Genomic DNA, 19,024 nt, shown 5'->3' with positions numbered 1-19,024 from the left:
CACATCTTTTATTTAATTAGTGCTGTGAAGCACCAGTTGAAGTATCTGGCTTCTTTTCCTCTTCCTTTGCTTGTGCTGCCTTGGTAGAAGCACCTGATGAAGCATCTGGATCAGAATTGCGCCGGTAAGTTGCACCGGTAGAAGCATCTTCATCAATAACTAATTTTTGACCAGTAGTTTCACAGAAATATTTAACAAGTGGGTATAAATCTTGTACCCATTCGTAAATACCGGCATAATCGCCATTGTCGTCTTCAACACGCTTATAGTAATGAAGTACCAGTTTCTTTAAATTACCGGTCGGAACTGGCATGTAAACTTCATCATGACCGCTTTCCTTAGTGCGAAGAGCATGAACAACTTTCTTAGCATCAGGAATGACATCACGAACATCTGGGTGAACAGCTCCCATGGTGTCACCTACTTGTTCTGGCTTTCTACCAGCAAGCATCTTGTAATTTGGATCAAGAGGACGGTTGTACCATAAGAATTGATTATTATCATCGACAAAAGTCATTTCACCAATTGTATTTCTAAGCATCCAATTCAATTGGTTAACAGTAAGAAGACCAGCATCAAGTTTTACGTAATCGTTACCTTCAGCTGCGTTTACCTTTTTTGCGGCCTTGTTTAACCAATCTGGATCATTTTTTTCAATCCCATCAACTGTGGTACCAGCTTTAGCTTTACCTTGAGCATTAAACTCTTCTTTTAAATACTCATCACTATTCATATCTTGTAACCATTTTGATTCTGCCATAATTATGATCTCCCTTTATAGTAATAGTTATTTTTTAATTTCTACATCATTAAAATAGCATCACTTGTAAGGGCTTGCAAATGTAAAAATCTTGATATTTTATTGACATAGGTCAATTTCACAAAATATGTTATTCTTTACTCGTTTTTTAATGAAAAAGCTATTTTAGTGGGTTAAATGAGATCTGTTTTTAAAATTTTACTTGTGGATAAAATTTTAAAAGTCAAAAAAATATTTTTTGTTATTTAATTATTTTTAGTAAACGAACAATATTTTCAGTAGTTCGGGTAATATTTTTTGGCCCATTATGTAAGGCAGTTGGTAAATCACAGGCACCAGGCAGAATACTAAAGAAAGCTGTAAAACCGCTGTCATACAAAGTATCAATCCCTTTACCCAAAAAACCTGCTAAAGAAATAACTGGTTTGTGATATTTTTGACCTAATTGTGCTACTCCAAAAGGCGTTTTTCCAAATTTGGTTTGAAAATCTGTTCCACCTTCACCAGTAAAAATGTAATCAGCATTTTTAACTTTATCTGCCAGCTTCGTAATTTTAATTGCAATTTCAACACCTTTATGCATTTCATAATTAGTGAATGCCATAAAACCAGCACCAAGGCCACCCGCTGCTCCAGCACCAGGCAGTTTTTCAATATTTTTATGTAAATCATGGTTAATGATCTTAGCATAGTGATGTAAATTATTATCAAGTTCTTTCACCATTGCCTTTGTAGCACCTTTTTGTGGGCCAAAAACAGCTGACGCTCCATTAGGACCAGTTAAAGGATTAGTTACATCACTAGCTAGAATAATCTTGCAGTCTTTTAGTTGAGGAATTAGATTATTAGTATCAATTTTGCTTAATTGCTTTAAAGCGCCACCGCCAATAGGTAATTCATGATTGTTCTTATCTAAAAGATGGATACCTAAAGCTTGCGCCATTCCAGCTCCACCGTCATTAGTCGCAGAACCACCCAAACCAACAACAATCTTTTTAACACCTTGTTTAAGGGCATCTTTAACTAATTCACCAGTACCATAAGTCGTGGTAATCAAAGGGTTTCGTTTTTGTTTTGGTACCATCTCGAGTCCGCTAGCTTTAGTCATTTCAATTACCGCAGTTTTATCATCACCTAATAAACCGTAATAAGTTTTTACCTTTTGTCCTAAAGGTCCGGTCACTACAACAGGTATTTTTCTCCTTGAGTGGCATCAACTAATGAATCAACTGTTCCTTCGCCACCATCTGTCATTGGAACACTGATAATATCAGCCGTGGGATCGGCCTTTTTAATGCCTTTACTCATTGCTTCGCAAACTTCTTTAGCTGTCATACTTTCTTTAAATGAATCTGGTGCAAGTACATATTTAGTCATAATGCGATCTTCCCTTCTGTTTAATTTAAGATTAAAGCATGTAGAACTTGAGTTGCAAGTATTTTTGATCTTTACATGTAAGCGGATACGAATAGCGGTATAATAAAAATAGAAAGAAGGCATTATTATGAGTGCTCAAGATCAAGAATTCATTATTAGAAATAAAATCAGAGATATTGTTAACCATGACAAAGAGGTTAAACAAAATGCAGAATTAATGCAGATCTTTCATACAGCTTATGCACGTAGGGATGCTGGTAAACCAATGAAACGAGTTGCATTGGCGCTTGATAAGTCTTTAGCCGGCTACATTACTTCTCATGGGAAAGAAAAAACACCGAATAGTGTCCTTGATTTACATAAAGAAATGCTTAAGTTATCTGACATATAAAATAAAATGTCTGGGAAATGAAGTGAGACCTAAAAGTGAGACACTTTTAGGTCTTTTACTATGTCTAAATTTAATAAAGAACAAAAGATAGAAATTTATCGTAAATGGAAAGATGAGAAAATCTCAATCAGTCAGTTGTCAAAAGCATATAAAATGAACTTAGCTAATCTGGATTACATGCTTAGATTGATTGATATGCATGGAACAAATATTTTGAATACTAGAAAGCGGGTTTATTCTAAGAAGTTTAAAGAACAAACAATTGAACAAGCTATCTTTGGTACTAAGTCAGATGTTCAATTATCGCTAGAATTAGGCTTCAAAAGCATTGCCATGCTTAACAAATGGCTTAGAGAATACAAAGAAAACGGGTATAATGTCATTATCAAACAGAAAGGACGTCCTGCCCGTGGTCAAAGAGAGTCAAAAATCGCGCAAGGAACTGGAGAAAGAGATCCAAAAGCTGAAAGAAGAAAACTTGCGATTGCGTATTGTGAACGAATACGTAAAAAAACTGAAGGCCTTGGATCAGGAAAAAGATCAGAACAAATAGCTAAGGCAATTACTGATCTAAGGCATGAATTCAAAGTCAGCTTGGACTATGTGCTAGAAGCAATCGCTGAGCATCCAGAACTGCCCATAATTGCCAGAAGCTCTTACTACAAGATCATTAAAAGAAAGCCTAAAAAGCCTAAGCGTCCTAAGCTTATTGCCAAGATCAAAGAAATCTTTAATCATCATCAAGGCCGTTATGGCTATCGCCGAGTAGCGCTGCAGCTAATTAAAGAAGGCTGGAACATTACTGAAAAAACAGTTCGCTACTGGATGCATAAACTAGGCCTTAAGGGCATTAGACGCAATAAGCGCAAATACTCGAGCTATAAAGGTACTATTGGCAAAATAGCACCTAATTTGATTCATCGTGATTTCTTTGCGCCAATGCCTAATATGAAATGGCATACTGACATCACTGAATTTCACCTTAATGGTGAAAAGCTATATTTATCGCCTATTTTGGATGGTTGTGGAGGCGATATAGTTGCTTACTCTATTTCAAAACATCCAGATATGGATTTAGTAATGACGATGCTTGATAAAGCTTTCACTAAAGAAACAGCTCTTAATAACTGCACTTTTCATACTGACCAAGGCTGTCAATATCAGAGTCCCCAATACCAACGTGCCTTAAAACTTCAGGGCATTACTCAAAGCATGTCTAGAAAAGGCAATTCCATGGATGATGGTTTAATGGAGAACTTCTTTGGTCTGCTTAAAACAGAGATGTTTTACGATCAAGAGTACAAATACTATAGCCTTCAAGAATTAACTCAAGCTATTAAAGAATATATTGAATACTATAACGAAGAAAGGATAAAGAGCAGATTAAAAGGCTTAACTCCGAAAGAATATCGGAATCAAGCCTCTATTAATCCTGTATTTTAAACTGTCTAATTTTTAGGTCTCAGTTCAAATTGTAGAAGTCATGGGCTTTTTTTATTGTTATGCAATTACAATTCTCATAGTTTTATTCATTGCACTTGCAAGTTTAGAAAGCGTTTTGGTACTCGTACTGTATCCACGTTCAATACGAGCTACTGTACTTTGAGGTACCCCAGCTTTTTCAGCCAGTTCACGTTGCGTTAAGCCTGCATCTTCTCTAGCCTTTAAAAGTGCAACTGAGCTACTAAACTGAGCCATATCTTTTTCAAATGCTTTTTTAAATTCAGGATTTTTCATTTTTTCTTGAATTACATCATCAATACTCTTACTCATAATTTTTCCTTTCATAATATTCATTTCTTATATCATGAGCATGCTTAATTTCTCGAAGAGGCGTCTTTTTAGTTGTTTTTGTAAAACCATGCGTAATTACGTACTTACCATCATCTACGTGAAAGTACAAGCCTCTCATCCGTTTATTAGAGAATCTAGCCCTAAGTTATATCTGAATCAATCACTCCTATCCAATGTTGCTGAACAGCGACACTTATACCATTAAGCTCTACTTGCTTAATAAGTGATAACAATTTTGCCTGTTCCTTAACTGTCAATGAATTCAAATACTCATAAAATTCATTATGCCCGTTTAAACGCTCGTACATTTCAAATTTTAGCTTTTTTGCACATTATTTCCTTTCTATGATAGCAAATATACTATCAGATTCATATACATAAGAATTAAAATTTACCTCCCACTATTTATTACGCAAAAAAATTTTTTAGAGAAATTAAAAAAAGACGAGAAATTACTCAATGTAACTTCTCGTCTTCTTATCTGAATTGATATTTTATTTTTTCTTTAATTGATCTAAGTGTTCCTTGATCTTATCAGCAGCTGTTTCAAGTTTTTCTTTTTCTTCTGAAGTAAGCTTCAATTCAATTTCTTCTTCAATCCCATCACGGCCAATAATTGCTGGATAGCCAATGTAAGTCTTATATTCTGGATTATACACTGAAACAGGGCAGTATAAACGTGCGTCGCTAAATACTGCTTTTACCAAGCGAACTGCACAAGTAGCAATCGCATAACTAGTGTAGCCTTTACCGTTGGCTACGATAAATGAGTTCTTGTTTGATTGTTCACTGATCTTTTCTTGTTCCTCTTCACCAAATAATTGGAAAGCAATCTTATTGTTAACTCTAATTGTTGACCAAGCAGTAAATTGTGAAGAACCATGTTCACCCAAAACAAAACCTTCTACGTTGCGTGGATCTTGTCCTAATTTTTCACCAATGATTCTTTGTACTCTTGCAGTATCAAGGAAAGTACCAGTACCGAAGACACGATTCTTCTTTAAGCCAGTAGTTTCTTGCAAAATTTGAGTAATTGCATCACAAGGATTAGAAATATTAATCAATACTCCATGGAAGCCAGATTCTTTGATATCTGCTCCAACTTCCCTAGCATTTTTAGCATTTAATTCAAATTCGCCAAAACGATCGCCGGTCTTAACTGAAGCTGCAATATCACCAAAAGCAGTAATAATAATATCAGCATCTTCAAGACCATCCCAGTCTTGTTTTCTTACATTAACATAAGTATCATTTCTAGCTAATGTATCGTGCAAATCATTGTATTCAGCATTTACTTTATCTTCATTTTTATCGATTAAAATTAAATCATCTACCATGCCATGAGTAAACAAAGTATATGCAACAGTTGCACCAACATGACCCATTCCGATAATTCCTACTGTTCTCATTTTTTAAAACCTTCTTTCTAACAAAAAAGGGAGCTAGTTTTACCTAACTCCTCTTCTCAATTATTATGCTTCAACATTGTTAATTACAACGTCAAATTGACCACCAGGAGTGGTAATTGATACAGTTTCACCCTTCTTCTTGCCCAAAAGTGCTTGTGCAATTGGTGAATCATTTGAGATCTTGCCATTCAATGGGTCAGACTCATCACTACCTACAATAGTATAGGTTTCAGCATCATCTGTACCAACTTCAGTATAGGTAACAGTCTTGCCAACTGAAACTTCATTAGGATCAACACTGTCAGCATCAACAACTTGTGCATACTTAAGCATGTCTTCTACTTGAGCAATTCTGTCTTCTACGTGACTTTGTTCATCCTTAGCTGCATCGTATTCAGAGTTTTCTGATAAGTCACCGAATGAACGAGCAACCTTAATACGTTCAATAACTTCTGGACGCTTAACTAACTTTAAATTCTTTAATTCTGCTTGAAGTTTTTCCTTACCTTCAGCAGTCATTGGATAAGATTTTTCAGGCATATTATTTTAACTCCTCAGAAATTAAATTCTCTTTGCATTGATCAATGATATTGGTTTACAGCACTAAAGTCAACCTTTAACGTACTTTAATATCGAGATCATTTTCAAGACCTGCTCTGATCTTGTCCATTGCATTATTTACGACCTTATCAGTTAAAGTATCTTTTCTATTCAAGAAGGTTAAATTGTAAGCTAAACTCTTCTTGCCAACTTCAATGTGACTACCCTCGTAAACATCAATCACCTTAAGGGCAGTTAAATACTTACCAGCATTAGATTTAATGACATTTTCAACTTCTTGGTTAGTCACATCTTTGTTAACTAACAATGAAAGGTCACGTTCAATTGCTGGGAACTTAGGAGCTGGAGTTGCAGTCATTCCCTTAGTAAGCATTGGAATAATCACATCTAAGTTAATTTCATAACCATAAAGTTCTGAACCGCGAAGAGCCTTGTCAGCAAAAGTTACTGCATGAGCAATCATACCGATCATACCAACATATTGCTTATCAATATAAATAGCAGCGGTTCTAGTTGGGTGCATCCCTTCAATACCTTCAGCCTTATAAACTACCTTTTCTGGGTTAATACCAATTGCAGTGAACAAGTTGGTTAATTGTCCCTTTACAAAGTAGAAGTCCACCTTTTGAGTCAAGTGTTGCCAGTTTTCTGCAAAAGTATTGCCTGAATATAAGGCTGCTAAGTGTTCATGTTCATTAAATGTTCCACCATCATGATCATAAACACGACCTTGTTCAAACAATGCCAATTGAGTTTGCTTTCTAGCAAAGTTGTAGCTAGCCGCATCAACCAAACCAGTCATCAAGTTTTCACGCATAGCGGAGCGACTTGAGTTAAGTGGCATTTGAACCTTGACTAAGTCCTTAGGATCCTTAGTGTAACGAACTGCCTTTTCTGGTGAAGTTAATGAGTAAGAAATAGCTTCCATCAAGCCTTGTCCTTCGACAATAGCTTTCATGCGACGCATCATTTCTTCTTTTTCTGAGTAACCACCGTGAGTTTCAGCCAAAAGTGGTTGAGTTGACTTCAAGTTATCGTAACCATAAATACGACCAGCTTCTTCCACTAAGTCAGCTGGAATAGCAATATCCCATCTTCTATTTGGAACATGAACTGCAATATCATCACCATCATGTTCAACCATGAAACCTAAACGATCAAAGATCTTAATCATGTCCTTAGCACTAATTTCAGTACCTAACACATAATTAATGTATGAAACAGTAGTCTTAACTACAACTGGCTTACGTTTAGTATCAGTAGCCTTAATAATACCTTCATCTACAGTTGCATTTGCATCGTTTCTAAGCAAAAGTGCTGCCATGTTAATTGCCTTTTCAGTTGCATCCCAGTTAACGCCTTTTTCATAGCGGCTAGAAGCTTCTGTACGGTTTGCATGACGAAGAGCAGCTTTTCTTACTAAAGTTGGATCAAAAATTGCAGATTCCAAAATTACATCAGTAGTTTCAGCAGTAATTTCTGAGTTAAGACCGCCCATGACACCAGCCATCATAACTGGCTTTTCACCATCAGTAATAACGATATCATTAGGATCAAGGTCTACTTCTTTTTCATTTAATAAAGTAAGCTTTTCACCCTTATTAGCCAATCTAACTTCAAACTTACCATTTGCAAAAGTCTTTGCATCATAAGCATGCATTGGTTGACCAGTTAAAAGCATGATGTAATTAGTTACATCAACCACATTGTTAATTGGACGAATACCTGCGTTCCAAAGACGTCTTTGCATCCAAAGTGGTGATGGTTGAATCTTAACACCAGTTAATTTACGTAAGTAAAACTTAGGTGCTAATTTTTCGTCAACTTTGACATCAAGAGTATCTGTCCAATCTGGGCCATCTTCTTTTAAGACAACATCTTCTACCTTAGGCTTTTGATCAACAATTGCACCAACTTCATAAGCTGAACCTTCCATACTTAAAGTATCAGCACGGTTAGGAGTAATATCGAAGTCTAAAATGTAGTCGTCCATTCCAAGAGCTTTATAAATATCTTGACCTGGCTTGACATCTGCATCCTCCGGGAAGACATAAATACCGTTTGCAAATTCTTCTGGTACAACACTGTCACTAAAGCCAATTTCTTGCAGGCCACAGATCATACCATAACTTTCCATGCCGCGGATCTTGCCCTTCTTGATCTTTTCATTGCCAGCAATGCGAGCACCGTGAAGAGCAACGATAACCAATTCACCAGCAGCCACATTAGGAGCACCACAAACAATTTGAAGTGGTTCGTCTTCACCAACATCAACGTGAGTTAAATGTAAGTGAGTACCTTCAACGCCTTTACAATCAAGCACCTTACCGACAACTAGCTTTTTAAGTCCTTCTTCTGGGTGCTTAACATCAGCAATTTCAACACCAGTACGGGTAATCTTTTCAGCTAAGTCGTGAGGATCTTGATCTAAATTAAGAAAATCTTGTAACCAATTGTATGAAACTAACATAAATTAATTTTCCTCCTTGCGGAATTGCTTCAAGAAACGAACATCGTTAGTGTAGAAATCACGAATATCGTCAATACCGTACTTCAAAATTACAAAACGGTCTAATCCCAAACCGAAGGCAAAACCACCGTAAACAGTTGAATCAACACCAGCGTTTTCTAATACGTTAGGATGAACCATACCGGCACCTAATACTTCGATCCAACCAGTGTATTTACAAATTGGACAACCTTTACCATCACAGTTAAAGCAAGATACGTCCATTTCAACTGATGGTTCAGTGAATGGGAAGTAACTTGGACGAAGACGAGTAGCTCTATCTTGACCGAAGACGTGCTTGGCAATCATTTCAAGAGTACCCTTTAAATTGCTCATTGTGACATTCTTATCTACTACCAAGCCTTCCATTTGCATGAATTGGTGTGAGTGAGTAGCATCGTCATCATCACGACGGTATACCTTACCTGGACCAACCATCTTAAGAGGACTCTTAGAAAAATCATGCTTTTCCAACACTCTTGCTTGGTCACCTGAAGTTTGAGTTCTAAGCAAGTCTTCACCATCAATATAGAAAGTAGCTTGCATATCACGTGCTGGGTGATCTTTTGGCAAGTTCATCATTTCAAAACAGTAGTGATCAGTTTCAATTTCGGGACCTTGCACTACTTTATAACCCATACCGATGAAGTAGCTTTCCAAATCATCCAAAATAATATTGATTGGATGCTTTGAACCTAAATGTCCTTCACGACCTGGTAAAGTAACATCAATTTTTTCGTCTTCAAGCTTCTTAGCTAAAACTGCCTTAACAATTTCCGCCTTAGTAGTGTCTAATTGCTTGTTAAATAAATCGCGTAGTTCATTAACCTTTTGCCCTACTTCACGTCTATTTTCTGGGGCAACATCACGCATAGAGTGCAAAATCTTAGTTAATTCACCCTTACGTCCAACTAATTTAACTCTGACTTTATTCAAAGTCTGTTCATCAGTAGCCTTTTTGATTTCTGCAAGACCTTGCTCATGAAGCTCTTTTAACTTATCAAATAAGTCCATTAATTCTTTCCTTTCAAAACAAAAAGGCTCCGTCCCTCAATAGGGACGAAGCGTCGCGGTACCACCCTAGTTTGGGCATTCTATGCCCACACTCAAGTTTTCGTTAACGGTGAAATACCGGAATTGATTAGATTCTACTCCCAAGATGAAATTCACAATTAACTATTCTACCTTCTCTTTCAGCTTATCAAAGAAGACTCTCTGTTCAGATAATTAACTGTTACTAGTCTTGATCTCAGTAATTAACTATTATGATATTTCTTTTTGCTTATTCTTGCAAGTCCTTAAGCCCATTTATCGGCCCAATTATGTACTTGATTAAAGACTGGTTTAAGTTCTACCCCTTTTTCAGTTAAACCATAGGAAATAATTCCTGTATCTTTATCAACACTTCTTCTAACGATATCATCTTTTTCAAGTTCTTTAAGTCGTTCTACCAAAACTCGATCTGAACATGCCTCAATGCAGCGAGCAAGGTCCTTAAAACGCATATCTTCTGTATCACATAAAGAACTAATAATTAAGCCATTCCATTTTTTGCCGATTATTTGAAAAGCATTAATAAAGTGACCACACAATTCGTAGTCTTCAGGTTTACAAGGAGCGCTCTCCTTTTTTTCTTTGACTTCTTGCATAAGTAAATCCTCCATAACCATATAATTTCAACAAAGATATTAACATATATTATATTTTTGTTTTAACCTGACTTAAATTATTATAAAGAATCTACTTACTAAATACAAGTACTATACAAAGTGATAAATCATAATTCCTGCTGCTACAGCCGCATTGAGTGATTCCGCCTTACCCTTAATTGGGATATACAATTTTTCATCGCTCAAACTAGCAATTGTAGAACTAACGCCATGAGCTTCGTTACCAATAATTAAAGCAAGTTGCGGTACCTTTTCAAAATCAGGTAATTGCTTGGCAGTTTTGTCTAACATACTTGCATAAACTGGGATAGCCGCATCCTGAAAATCAGCGATGACGTCAGCTAAATCACGCTTAATTAAATCAATGTGGAATTGACTACCTTGCATTGCTCGTTGAGTTTTAGGATTATATAAATCTGCACTTTCTGGTGACAAAACTACCCCATCAAAACCTGCCGCATCAGCTGTTCTAATGATAGTTCCGACATTACCTGGGTCTGCTAGATTATCAAGTAAAACCCACTTACCATAATTAAATGGAAATTCACGTGGTTGATCAATTTTTAGTACCATAAAAATTTCTTGTGAATTCTTGGTACTGCTTAAGTGACGTGCAATTGCTTTATTGATCAAAATGACATTTTTACCACTTAAGTCGACATCATAATCTTCTTCTGCCTTGTCGAGAGCTTCTTCAGTACCCAATAAATATTGGTACTTTTGGCCAGATTTAATAGCTTCATCAAACAAATGAAAGCCCTCAATTAAGTAACGGCCTTCTTCATCACGATACTTCTTTTGCTTTAACTTAGCTAACTTCTTTACTGTTGCATTATTGACTGAACTGATTTGTTGCATATTTTTCTCCTTCTTTGATTCTCACTATATTATAGAGGATAATTGAACATGGTAAAATTAAAGATGATATTGATTGAAAAAACGAGAGGAAAATACTATGGAAACAAGAAAATTAACTGTCTCTGGTTTAGTACAAGGGGTTGGCTTTCGCTGGAGCACTATGGCACTAGCAAATAAAATGAACATCCCTGGCACTGTTAAAAATAATTCGGATGGCACTGTTACTATTTACTTACAAAGTACTCCTGATAAAATAGATCGTTTTATTGAAAAATTGCCATCTACCTCAGGATTCGCTCATATTGAAAATATTGATCAAGAATCTGTCCCAAATGTGGAACAAATGCATGATTTTCATGTATTATATTAGAGATACATATTTTATTTACTATAGAAACTAAGTGGTGATTTATTTAATGAAGAAAATCAAAAAATATACAGGAGTCTTAGCACTTTTAGTCGTTGCTGTTCTTGTATTAAGTGCTTGTGGCGCTACAAACAATCCTAATGTTGCACCTCATAGTGGTATTTATGGTTGGGTTTACCAATGGTTAGGCCGACCATTGCAAAATATCATGATTCACACGGCTCATATGGTCGGCGGCGATAACGGTGCAGGTTGGGGTATTGTGATTATTACCGTTGTCGTTCGTTTAATCTTGATGCCTTTAATGCTTGTTCAACAAAACAAAAGTGTGCGTCAACAAGAAAAGATGGCTCGTTTGCAACCACAAATGAAATTAATCCAAGCTGCAATGAAGCACAAAGGCATTACTCCTGAGCAGCAAATGACCTTGTCAGGTTGGCAAAGAGAACTTTATTCTAAGAATGAGATGTCATTAACTGGCGGAATTGGCTGTTTACCATTGATCATCCAACTGCCAATTATGTGGGGTATTTATCAAGCGGTATTCTACTCACCACAATTGGCTAATTCAACATTCTTTGGCATTTCACTTAGTCAAAAATCTGTTGTCTTAGCTATTATCGCGACTATCTTTACTGTGATCCAAGGATACATTTCATTAATTGGTATTCCTGAAGAACAAAAGAAGACCATGCAATCAATGATGATCTTCAACCCAATTATGACTTTATTCTTCAGTTTATCCTTCTCTGGTGCTTTGGCATTATACTGGGCTGCTGGTAACCTAGTTATGATCATTCAACAAGTTATCGTTACCTTTATCCTTACACCAAGCGTTAAGAAGCACGTAGCTGATGAATTAAAGGATAAGCCTGTCGAAGTTGTAGTTACTAAAGAAAAGGTTTCTGATTTGTTTAACACTAATTCTGGTAATAGTACTACTAGTCAAGCAAAGAAGGAATTACACCAAGACTTGCGCAACCGCAATAAGGGTAAACAAAAACATAAATAATAAAATTTAGTCAGGATTTTTCCTGGCTTTTTTTGATAAAGGAAAAACTATGGATAGCCAAGAATTACTTAGCTTATTAGACAAACACGACGTTACCTATCAGGCATTCACCCACCCTGCGGTCTCAACCTCCAAAGAAGCTGATCAATATTTAAAAGATGAGACTTTTGTCAAATGTAAAAATCTTTTTATCAAGACACGAGATAAAAAATCATACTTTTTAGTAATGCTTCCCGAAAACAAAAAAACAGATTGGAAGAAGGCGCAGAAAGAATTATTTACTTCTAGTTTAACCATGGCCGATGAAGATGAATTAATGGAGAAATTAAAGGTAAAAAGAGGTTTAGTATCTCCGTTCAGCCTTTTAAATGATGAGACCAATACAATTCCGTTGGTCATTGATCAAGAAGCTATGGAAGAAAATAATTTTGTGGGTGTACATCCTAATGACAATACCAAAACGATCAGCTTGCAATGGATCGATTTGGCACGTATTTTGAGTAGCTATGGGCATCTGGTTGAAGAAAGATCGTTTTAGATAGAAAAAAGGCAGTTCGATTGAACTGTCTTTTCATTATTCTAAATTACTTTTTGGCAATTCAGAATTTTCATTTAATTTCTTCAACTTAGCAGCCTTCTTTTTAGAAAGAAGTGGGAAGGTCAACTTAAATTGACTTCCTTGTCCTTCAACAGACTCTACGCTAATTTCACCATGATAACTATCTACCAATTTATGGGCAATAGACAAGCCTAAGCCATTGCCGCCCTTTTCACGAGTTCTTGCCTTATCGACACGATAGAATCGATTGAAGATCTTCTTTTGGTCTTCCTTAGAAATACCCTCACCAAAGTCTTGAACAATAATGTTAACTTCTTTTTTAGTTAAACCAGCAGAAACATTAATTTGCTTAAGATTAGTCGAATATTTAATCGCATTATCAATCAAAATCACTAGCAATTGTTCCAAATGGCCGTGATATATTTGAATTTCAGTATCTTGAGGTAAATCATCCTCATCAAGTCGAATTTCAAAATCAGGATGAACCATGGCCAAATCTGCCACCACTCGTTTAACCGTATCATAGACATTCGTTACTTCATGTGGATACTGCACATCAATTTGTTCAGCTCTAGTCAAATCAAGCATTTCCTGAATCAAGTGCTTCATCCTATCTGCTTCTTGCAATGAGGCCTTAATTGACTCATCTAAAATCTGTGGATCATCTTTACCCCAACGTTCAAGCATATTCAAATGTCCCTCAATTACAGCCACAGGAGTCCGCAATTCGTGTGAGACATCCCCCACAAATTGCTTCTGTTGTTCAATATAGCTCTGCATCCTATCAAGCATTTGATTAATTGAAGCAGCTAAATCCTCTAATTCATCATCACGATTTAATTCTTTAATTCTTGCTCCACTATTAGGATCGGCATTGACTTCCTGGGCCACTTTAGACATTCGTTTAATCGGCTTAACAACATTGAATACCAAAATATATGACGTCACTACAAACACGACAATTGCAATAATCGAGATTGCAACCATCGAATGCAATAAGTTCTTCATCAAGCTATTGTAGTAGGTCATATTGTTAGAAACTACAATGTATCCCGTCAACTTATTGTTTACAGATGAATAAACCTTTTGGTACGTCAACAAAATTTGATGTCCATTGCGTTTAACCAGTTCGTTTTTTGATACTTCTTTAAAAGATTTAAACTTAGGAGTTACATTTCCATTAGTAAAAACAATTTCACCTTGTTTATTATAAACGGCCGCGTTAATATCTGGATTAGAAATAGAAGCAATCAAATTATCACTAAATGCATTATTAGTACTATCTTTGTCACTAATCGCTGGTTCTCCCTTTAAAATTCGCCTGGTAGCTGGCGAAAGAGACGGTATTACATTTGATATCTCCAATTCATCAGGAATAGAACTTAATGTTCTATCCAGCGTAGTAACTACATTTAATGACATTTCCTCTTGTTGATCTAATGACTGCCGACTAACAATTTGATAAACAACAACAGAAAATATGACAAAAGAGACCGTAATCGTTAAAGCAACGATACTTACCCATCGCACAATTAGCGATGAATGTTTGGTCTCTTTATTCTTATTCTTGGTCATCGTCTTCATCTCTTACCATATAACCGGTACCACGAACCGTCTTAATGTAAGATGGTTGTCCTGGAACATCGATTTTATTACGCAAGTAACGAACATAAACTTCTACAACGTTAGTTTCAATATTAGATTCTGGGCCCCAGATCTTGTTAAGCAATTGATCACGACTAACAACATTATTTTTATTTTCGATTAAAGTCATCAATAAGTTGTATTCACGCTTAGTTAAATCAATTGCCTTGCCATCTCCACGGCGAACAATACGGTTGGCAGTTTCGATTGTTAAATTCTTAAATTTTACAATCTTTTGCTTAGCACCGGTAACCTTAGAAGCATCTTTTTCGATCTTTACCCGGCGTAAAACAGCACGCAAACGAGCAAGAAGTTCTTCAATTGCAAATGGTTTAACAATATAATCATCTGCACCATGGTCCAAACCAGAAACACGATCAATAACAGAATCGCGTGCGGTCATCATAATGATAGGAGTAGTCTTTACCTGACGAACACGACGAGCAATTTCTAATCCATTCAAGTCAGGCAACATTAAATCAAGCAGGATTGCATCAAAGTCTTGATTAAGAGCATCTTCAAGTCCTTTACGACCATTATTTTCTACTACAGTTTCATAATTCTCGTGTTGTAATTCCAACTCCACAAAACGAGCTAAATTTTTTTCATCTTCAATAATTAGAATTTTTGCCATGTTAATTCAATTCCTCATCGATCAATTTGGTTCTTTAAATACTAACAAATATATTAAAAAATGTTTTTATAATTAAAGGATACTTTAAAAGTGACCTTAAAACAAGATAAAAAAACAATCAAAGCTAAAATTCTTTGATCGTTTTCAAGCCATTTAGATAATTTTACTTTTTCTTATTATTTTCATTGTTATCAAATAAAACCTTTAATTTTGCAAATGCTGGATTTACTTGATTCTTCTTTCCTTCTTCAAATGCTGATTCAGAAACGACTTCCCAACCTTGACCCTCAGGATAGATATTCTTTTCCTTTTCTTCTGGCGTCAAGATAGTGGTCGGAATATTAAGTAACATATTATCTTCAATTGCTGTCTGTAAATCAATTACATCATTATCAATTTTAACAATCGTATCATTATCTTCAAGTTCTTCTTTAGTCGGTTTACGATCAATATAATTTTCTGTAAAAGTAAAATCTTCATGATACTTCACCGGTTGCAAGCTTCGACTTGATGGAATTACTAAATCAGCCGTAACATGAAAATTACCAGTTCCAAAGGGCTCTTGATAAAATAGATCTCCAGAAACATACACGTTCTTGGCATCAATTAAGAGATCTTTACTTCTCTTAAAAAATTCTGGTCGCATTTCTACATCACGTTCAATGTGTGTCAATGGCTCAGAACAATTTCTTATTTTAGAAAAACTAAGTTCTAACATATTACACCTCAATTGGTCGTTGACCAAAGTTTTGATCAACACCCATTATTTGTTCAAATAAACGATCTGTTCTAACTTGTAAAGCGAGCGAACCGCTTTTAGCGCTGCGCTTATCTACTTTAGAGATAATCTCAGTTTGAAAATCTTTTCTATTCTTCTTTAAATATTGACGTCCAGTTTTACTAAAACCTAACAGCATCAGGGATTCTTCGTTGAAGCTAGCAATCATATCATCTTGAGTAACATTCAACAAAGTATAAAGACTCAATCTACGCAAACGAGAATACGTGTACCGCTTAGACTTAATCCTACGTAAAAATTCAGTGAAATCACGTGACAAATGGATTTCTTGTTTCATTTTATACTCTAAGCCTTCACTCATTTGATAAATTTGTCTTAAATCATCAATTGAAGAAGATTCAATTCGATATTTTAAAAATGGATACAGCAAATTCCAATTAGGATAAATTTCTTGCTTACTCAATTCAATTGCTTCCGCTTTAGGCACCCAATATTTTAAATTGCTTGTATCTTCACCATGAAGCAACAAATTTCTAATAGCACTGGCGCTTTGAACTACGCCATTTCGCTGTAAAAGATCATCATGTCCAGCCCCAATTCTATTGACGGGATGCAGCTTCAATGGTGAACCTAAATTATGATTAGCTACTGCATAAGCCAAACCTAAGATTGCATTAGGCTGATTAACTTCATGACCTACCTCACGAGCTACCATCTGATTATACTGGGTCGAATATGTTTGACTATAATCCTTAAAATCCATGTGATTTTGAGGAATTTCAGCAATCTTACTACCCAAATATACAAAATTCAAGTTAGCATTTTCAACACCAAAAACAAGATCTGTTACGCCCAGTTTAGCTAATTGCTCAATATTGCCTAATGAAAACAAGTCAGCTGGTTCCACCGCAGTTGAAAAAGGCGTTTCAAAGACCAAATCTGCACCAGATTGAAGTGCCGCTTTAGCCCGTTGCCACTTACTCATAATTGCCATTTCTCCACGCTGCACATAGTTACCAGACATTACGACCACAATTGGATCATTGCCAGCAATCAACCGTGCCTGATTTAACAAGAATTCATGACCACTATGAAAAGGATTAAATTCTGCAATAATCCCGACAACACTCATTTTTATTAATCTTCCTTTAATTCAACTTGTTTACCATTAGCCCATAATTTTTCAAGGTTATAAAATTCACGAGCTTCTTTGGTAAAGACATTAACAACTACATCACCCAAGTCAAGCAAAAGCCAGTTTGAATCTCTAGTACCTTCAATACGGTAATCAGTATATTCATTTTCATGTGCTGCTTCTACGATTGAATTAACAATAGCATGAAGTTGACGGTTAGAACCTGCACTGGTAATTACATAATAATCAGCTAAGATGCTAATACCACGCATATCATAAGCTTCAGTATCTTCACCGTGACGATCACTAATTGCTTTAGTTGTAAAATCCAAAATTTCTTTACTAGTCAAATTCTTTCTCCTTTATATAAACTATTTTGTACTCCAAACGTTATAAGCTGCTAGAGTACGTGGATAAACTTTATTTCTTTGTTCAATTAAAAAACTTAAAGTATGAGCTAATTGATAGCCTACTCCTTTATCTAAGTTGGCATAGGTTATTTTTCTTGCTTCATCAACACCTGGAAAATCACGACCGGGTTCAATAAAGTCCGCCATAAAGACAATTTTATCTAAGGTGGTCATCTCTACATCCCCAGTAGTATGACGACGAATAGCCATCAAAATTTCAGGATCTCGGATCTTTAAATCGCGCTCAACAAAGTACGTACCAACAATTCCGTGCCAAATTGCTCGATTCCAATTTAGTAAATCAGGATCAAAATCTTGATCCTTAATTACTTTAACATATTCTTCTACAGGCACCTGCTTTGCGTAATCATGAACAAAACCAGCAAGTGCTGCCTTATCTTCATCATAATTATTCAGCTTAGCTAACTTACGTGAAGTCTCGCTAACTCGAACACAGTGCTGAAATCTTTTATCATCCATATTTGCTTTTTCTTTAGCAATGATTTCAGCACTAGATAATGGTGAATATGTCTTTTTAAAAATTAGTTTCGCCAAGATAAAGCCCCTTTTCCACAATATATTTTCTAACTGCTTCAGGTACTAAATATCTAATTGAAGTGCCAGTAGCTACTGAACGACGAATGGCTGTTGAGCTCAATTGAATATCAGGTGCATCAACCCAAATCATTGGGTACTGCGAATCCTGCGGATAACCTGGGCGACGAATACCTACCAAAGTAACTAATTTAGCTAAGGTAGATGCTTCTTTCCAAGTATGGAAACTATTTACCTGATCGCTACCCATAATTAAATAATAATTATTCTGAGGTGCTTTTTCCTTTAGATAACGCATCGTATCAACAGTATATGAAACACCGCCACGGAATAATTCCAATAGCTTGACCCTAAACTTAGGATTGTCTTTTGTAGCCAAATCAAGCATAGTTGCACGATCTTTAGCCGAAGTCAGCGGTGCATTCTTATGTGGTGGAATATTATCTGGAATAAACCACACTTCATCTAAACGCAACTTGGTCATTGCCTGTTCTGCAGCTACCAAATGGGCAATATGGACTGGATTAAAAGTACCACCCATAATCCCAATTTGACGTCCTCTACCATTTTCTTGCTCTAACTCAGCTTTTTCCTTAACAGTTGGTGCTTCTTTTTCAATACACTTTGGATTAACCATACG

At 35.9% G+C, this 19,024-nt stretch carries 21 protein-coding genes, 1 pseudogene and 1 other annotated feature; of the genes and pseudogenes, 5 read left to right on the top strand and 17 right to left on the bottom strand.

Annotated elements, in window-relative coordinates; genetic code table 11:
- Window positions 1-16: 16 nt before the first annotated feature.
- Together AADV52_RS00995 and AADV52_RS00990 are read right to left on the bottom strand one after the other, a co-directional pair.
- The gene (locus AADV52_RS00995; protein WP_014918471.1) at window positions 17-760 is read right to left on the bottom strand and encodes a PAS domain-containing protein; all 744 of its coding nucleotides are present in this window, start codon (window positions 758-760) and stop codon (window positions 17-19) included.
- A 241-nt stretch (window positions 761-1,001) separates the two neighbouring features.
- Window positions 1,002-2,137, bottom strand: a pseudogene (locus AADV52_RS00990) (glycerate kinase).
- Between the two features lie 127 nt (window positions 2,138-2,264).
- On the opposite strand from AADV52_RS00990, the gene AADV52_RS00985 reads away from it, so the two are divergent.
- Together AADV52_RS00985 and AADV52_RS00980 are read left to right on the top strand one after the other, a co-directional pair.
- Window positions 2,265-2,528: a bacteriocin immunity protein gene (locus tag AADV52_RS00985; RefSeq protein WP_014918470.1), complete on the top strand. Its 264-nt coding sequence runs from the start codon at window positions 2,265-2,267 to the stop codon at window positions 2,526-2,528.
- Window positions 2,529-2,588: 60 nt separating this feature from the next.
- Complete coding sequence (locus tag AADV52_RS00980) at window positions 2,589-3,971, top strand: IS3 family transposase (RefSeq protein WP_126096231.1); 1,383 nt, start codon at window positions 2,589-2,591, stop codon at window positions 3,969-3,971.
- A 57-nt stretch (window positions 3,972-4,028) separates the two neighbouring features.
- Here AADV52_RS00980 and AADV52_RS00975 read toward each other — a convergent pair whose 3' ends face one another.
- The 8 genes from AADV52_RS00975 to AADV52_RS00940 form a co-directional block, all read right to left on the bottom strand.
- The gene (locus tag AADV52_RS00975; RefSeq protein WP_080588348.1) at window positions 4,029-4,325 is read right to left on the bottom strand and encodes a helix-turn-helix domain-containing protein; all 297 of its coding nucleotides are present in this window, start codon (window positions 4,323-4,325) and stop codon (window positions 4,029-4,031) included.
- Window positions 4,294-4,440 carry a type II toxin-antitoxin system RelE/ParE family toxin gene (locus AADV52_RS00970; RefSeq protein WP_254262259.1) on the bottom strand — a complete coding sequence of 49 codons (147 nt, stop codon included), beginning with the start codon at window positions 4,438-4,440 and terminating at the stop codon, window positions 4,294-4,296. Before AADV52_RS00970 ends, AADV52_RS00975 begins: the two co-directional genes overlap by 32 nt.
- 376 nt (window positions 4,441-4,816) lie before the next feature.
- Window positions 4,817-5,731 (bottom strand): L-lactate dehydrogenase, encoded by a 915-nt coding sequence (locus AADV52_RS00965; RefSeq protein WP_003627090.1) that lies wholly within the window; start codon window positions 5,729-5,731, stop codon window positions 4,817-4,819.
- Between the two features lie 63 nt (window positions 5,732-5,794).
- Entirely contained in the window at window positions 5,795-6,271 is a 477-nt protein-coding gene (gene greA / locus AADV52_RS00960) for a transcription elongation factor GreA (protein ID WP_014918467.1), read from the bottom strand.
- Window positions 6,272-6,347: 76 nt separating this feature from the next.
- The gene (gene pheT, locus AADV52_RS00955) at window positions 6,348-8,762 is read right to left on the bottom strand and encodes a phenylalanine--tRNA ligase subunit beta (protein ID WP_014918466.1); all 2,415 of its coding nucleotides are present in this window, start codon (window positions 8,760-8,762) and stop codon (window positions 6,348-6,350) included.
- 3 nt (window positions 8,763-8,765) lie between these two features.
- Window positions 8,766-9,815 carry a phenylalanine--tRNA ligase subunit alpha gene (pheS, locus tag AADV52_RS00950; protein ID WP_014918465.1) on the bottom strand — a complete coding sequence of 350 codons (1,050 nt, stop codon included), beginning with the start codon at window positions 9,813-9,815 and terminating at the stop codon, window positions 8,766-8,768.
- Window positions 9,816-9,853: 38 nt separating this feature from the next.
- Window positions 9,854-10,061: a binding site (T-box leader), on the bottom strand.
- Between the two features lie 38 nt (window positions 10,062-10,099).
- Window positions 10,100-10,450 carry a winged helix-turn-helix transcriptional regulator gene (locus AADV52_RS00945; RefSeq protein WP_014918464.1) on the bottom strand — a complete coding sequence of 117 codons (351 nt, stop codon included), beginning with the start codon at window positions 10,448-10,450 and terminating at the stop codon, window positions 10,100-10,102.
- Window positions 10,451-10,561: 111 nt separating this feature from the next.
- The gene (locus tag AADV52_RS00940; RefSeq protein ID WP_014918463.1) at window positions 10,562-11,329 is read right to left on the bottom strand and encodes a TrmH family RNA methyltransferase; all 768 of its coding nucleotides are present in this window, start codon (window positions 11,327-11,329) and stop codon (window positions 10,562-10,564) included.
- Between the two features lie 97 nt (window positions 11,330-11,426).
- On the opposite strand from AADV52_RS00940, the gene AADV52_RS00935 reads away from it, so the two are divergent.
- The 3 genes from AADV52_RS00935 to AADV52_RS00925 are packed head-to-tail and all read left to right on the top strand — an operon-like array spanning window position 11,427 to window position 13,246.
- Entirely contained in the window at window positions 11,427-11,699 is a 273-nt protein-coding gene (locus AADV52_RS00935) for an acylphosphatase (RefSeq protein WP_014918462.1), read from the top strand.
- A gap of 46 nt (window positions 11,700-11,745) precedes the next feature.
- A complete protein-coding gene (gene yidC / locus AADV52_RS00930) occupies window positions 11,746-12,708 on the top strand; it encodes a membrane protein insertase YidC (protein WP_014918461.1) in 963 nt (320 codons plus the stop codon).
- A 49-nt stretch (window positions 12,709-12,757) separates the two neighbouring features.
- Window positions 12,758-13,246 carry a YbaK/EbsC family protein gene (locus AADV52_RS00925; RefSeq protein WP_014918460.1) on the top strand — a complete coding sequence of 163 codons (489 nt, stop codon included), beginning with the start codon at window positions 12,758-12,760 and terminating at the stop codon, window positions 13,244-13,246.
- A gap of 36 nt (window positions 13,247-13,282) precedes the next feature.
- Here the strand turns inward: AADV52_RS00925 and AADV52_RS00920 are convergent, their stop codons facing one another.
- The 7 genes from AADV52_RS00920 to AADV52_RS00890 all read right to left on the bottom strand — a co-directional run bounded on the left by AADV52_RS00920 (window position 13,283) and on the right by AADV52_RS00890 (window position 19,021).
- Window positions 13,283-14,851 (bottom strand): HAMP domain-containing sensor histidine kinase, encoded by a 1,569-nt coding sequence (locus AADV52_RS00920; RefSeq protein ID WP_172997782.1) that lies wholly within the window; start codon window positions 14,849-14,851, stop codon window positions 13,283-13,285.
- Window positions 14,829-15,545 (bottom strand): response regulator transcription factor, encoded by a 717-nt coding sequence (locus tag AADV52_RS00915; protein ID WP_014918458.1) that lies wholly within the window; start codon window positions 15,543-15,545, stop codon window positions 14,829-14,831. Before AADV52_RS00915 ends, AADV52_RS00920 begins: the two co-directional genes overlap by 23 nt.
- Window positions 15,546-15,708: 163 nt before the next feature.
- Window positions 15,709-16,263, bottom strand: a complete 555-nt coding sequence (locus tag AADV52_RS00910) for a DUF177 domain-containing protein (protein WP_014918457.1) — start codon at window positions 16,261-16,263, stop codon at window positions 15,709-15,711.
- A gap of 1 nt (window position 16,264) precedes the next feature.
- Window positions 16,265-17,416 (bottom strand): nucleotidyltransferase, encoded by a 1,152-nt coding sequence (locus tag AADV52_RS00905; RefSeq protein WP_014918456.1) that lies wholly within the window; start codon window positions 17,414-17,416, stop codon window positions 16,265-16,267.
- Between the two features lie 5 nt (window positions 17,417-17,421).
- Entirely contained in the window at window positions 17,422-17,769 is a 348-nt protein-coding gene (rsfS, locus tag AADV52_RS00900) for a ribosome silencing factor (RefSeq protein ID WP_003627111.1), read from the bottom strand.
- 21 nt (window positions 17,770-17,790) lie between these two features.
- Complete coding sequence (yqeK, locus tag AADV52_RS00895) at window positions 17,791-18,384, bottom strand: bis(5'-nucleosyl)-tetraphosphatase (symmetrical) YqeK (protein ID WP_014918455.1); 594 nt, start codon at window positions 18,382-18,384, stop codon at window positions 17,791-17,793.
- Window positions 18,365-19,021 (bottom strand): nicotinate-nucleotide adenylyltransferase, encoded by a 657-nt coding sequence (locus tag AADV52_RS00890; RefSeq protein WP_014918454.1) that lies wholly within the window; start codon window positions 19,019-19,021, stop codon window positions 18,365-18,367. Before AADV52_RS00890 ends, yqeK begins: the two co-directional genes overlap by 20 nt.
- Window positions 19,022-19,024: the final 3 nt, after the last annotated feature.

This window comes from Lactobacillus helveticus (genome assembly GCF_046109915.1).
Classification (GTDB): Bacteria; Bacillota; Bacilli; order Lactobacillales; family Lactobacillaceae; genus Lactobacillus; species Lactobacillus helveticus.
Note: the sequence above shows the minus strand (reverse complement) of the source record. Positions and strands in the feature narration are given on the sequence as shown.

Bases quoted from the DNA above. Each gene is read 5' to 3' on its own strand.
- AADV52_RS00925 (WP_014918460.1), top strand. From the start codon at position 12,758: ATGGATAGCCAAGAATTACTTAGCTTATTAGACAAACACGACGTTACC.
- AADV52_RS00975 (WP_080588348.1), bottom strand. From the start codon at position 4,325: ATGAATATTATGAAAGGAAAAATTATGAGTAAGAGTATTGATGATGTA.
- AADV52_RS00945 (WP_014918464.1), bottom strand. From the start codon at position 10,450: ATGCAAGAAGTCAAAGAAAAAAAGGAGAGCGCTCCTTGTAAACCTGAA.
- greA (WP_014918467.1), bottom strand. From the start codon at position 6,271: ATGCCTGAAAAATCTTATCCAATGACTGCTGAAGGTAAGGAAAAACTT.
- pheS (WP_014918465.1), bottom strand. From the start codon at position 9,815: ATGGACTTATTTGATAAGTTAAAAGAGCTTCATGAGCAAGGTCTTGCA.
- AADV52_RS00935 (WP_014918462.1), top strand. From the start codon at position 11,427: ATGGAAACAAGAAAATTAACTGTCTCTGGTTTAGTACAAGGGGTTGGC.
- AADV52_RS00920 (WP_172997782.1), bottom strand. From the start codon at position 14,851: ATGAAGACGATGACCAAGAATAAGAATAAAGAGACCAAACATTCATCG.
- AADV52_RS00940 (WP_014918463.1), bottom strand. From the start codon at position 11,329: ATGCAACAAATCAGTTCAGTCAATAATGCAACAGTAAAGAAGTTAGCT.
- AADV52_RS00910 (WP_014918457.1), bottom strand. From the start codon at position 16,263: ATGTTAGAACTTAGTTTTTCTAAAATAAGAAATTGTTCTGAGCCATTG.
- AADV52_RS00915 (WP_014918458.1), bottom strand. From the start codon at position 15,545: ATGGCAAAAATTCTAATTATTGAAGATGAAAAAAATTTAGCTCGTTTT.
- AADV52_RS00970 (WP_254262259.1), bottom strand. From the start codon at position 4,440: ATGAGAGGCTTGTACTTTCACGTAGATGATGGTAAGTACGTAATTACG.
- AADV52_RS00995 (WP_014918471.1), bottom strand. From the start codon at position 760: ATGGCAGAATCAAAATGGTTACAAGATATGAATAGTGATGAGTATTTA.
- AADV52_RS00980 (WP_126096231.1), top strand. From the start codon at position 2,589: ATGTCTAAATTTAATAAAGAACAAAAGATAGAAATTTATCGTAAATGG.
- AADV52_RS00985 (WP_014918470.1), top strand. From the start codon at position 2,265: ATGAGTGCTCAAGATCAAGAATTCATTATTAGAAATAAAATCAGAGAT.
- AADV52_RS00905 (WP_014918456.1), bottom strand. From the start codon at position 17,416: ATGAGTGTTGTCGGGATTATTGCAGAATTTAATCCTTTTCATAGTGGT.
- AADV52_RS00965 (WP_003627090.1), bottom strand. From the start codon at position 5,731: ATGAGAACAGTAGGAATTATCGGAATGGGTCATGTTGGTGCAACTGTT.
- AADV52_RS00890 (WP_014918454.1), bottom strand. From the start codon at position 19,021: ATGGTTAATCCAAAGTGTATTGAAAAAGAAGCACCAACTGTTAAGGAA.
- pheT (WP_014918466.1), bottom strand. From the start codon at position 8,762: ATGTTAGTTTCATACAATTGGTTACAAGATTTTCTTAATTTAGATCAA.
- yidC (WP_014918461.1), top strand. From the start codon at position 11,746: ATGAAGAAAATCAAAAAATATACAGGAGTCTTAGCACTTTTAGTCGTT.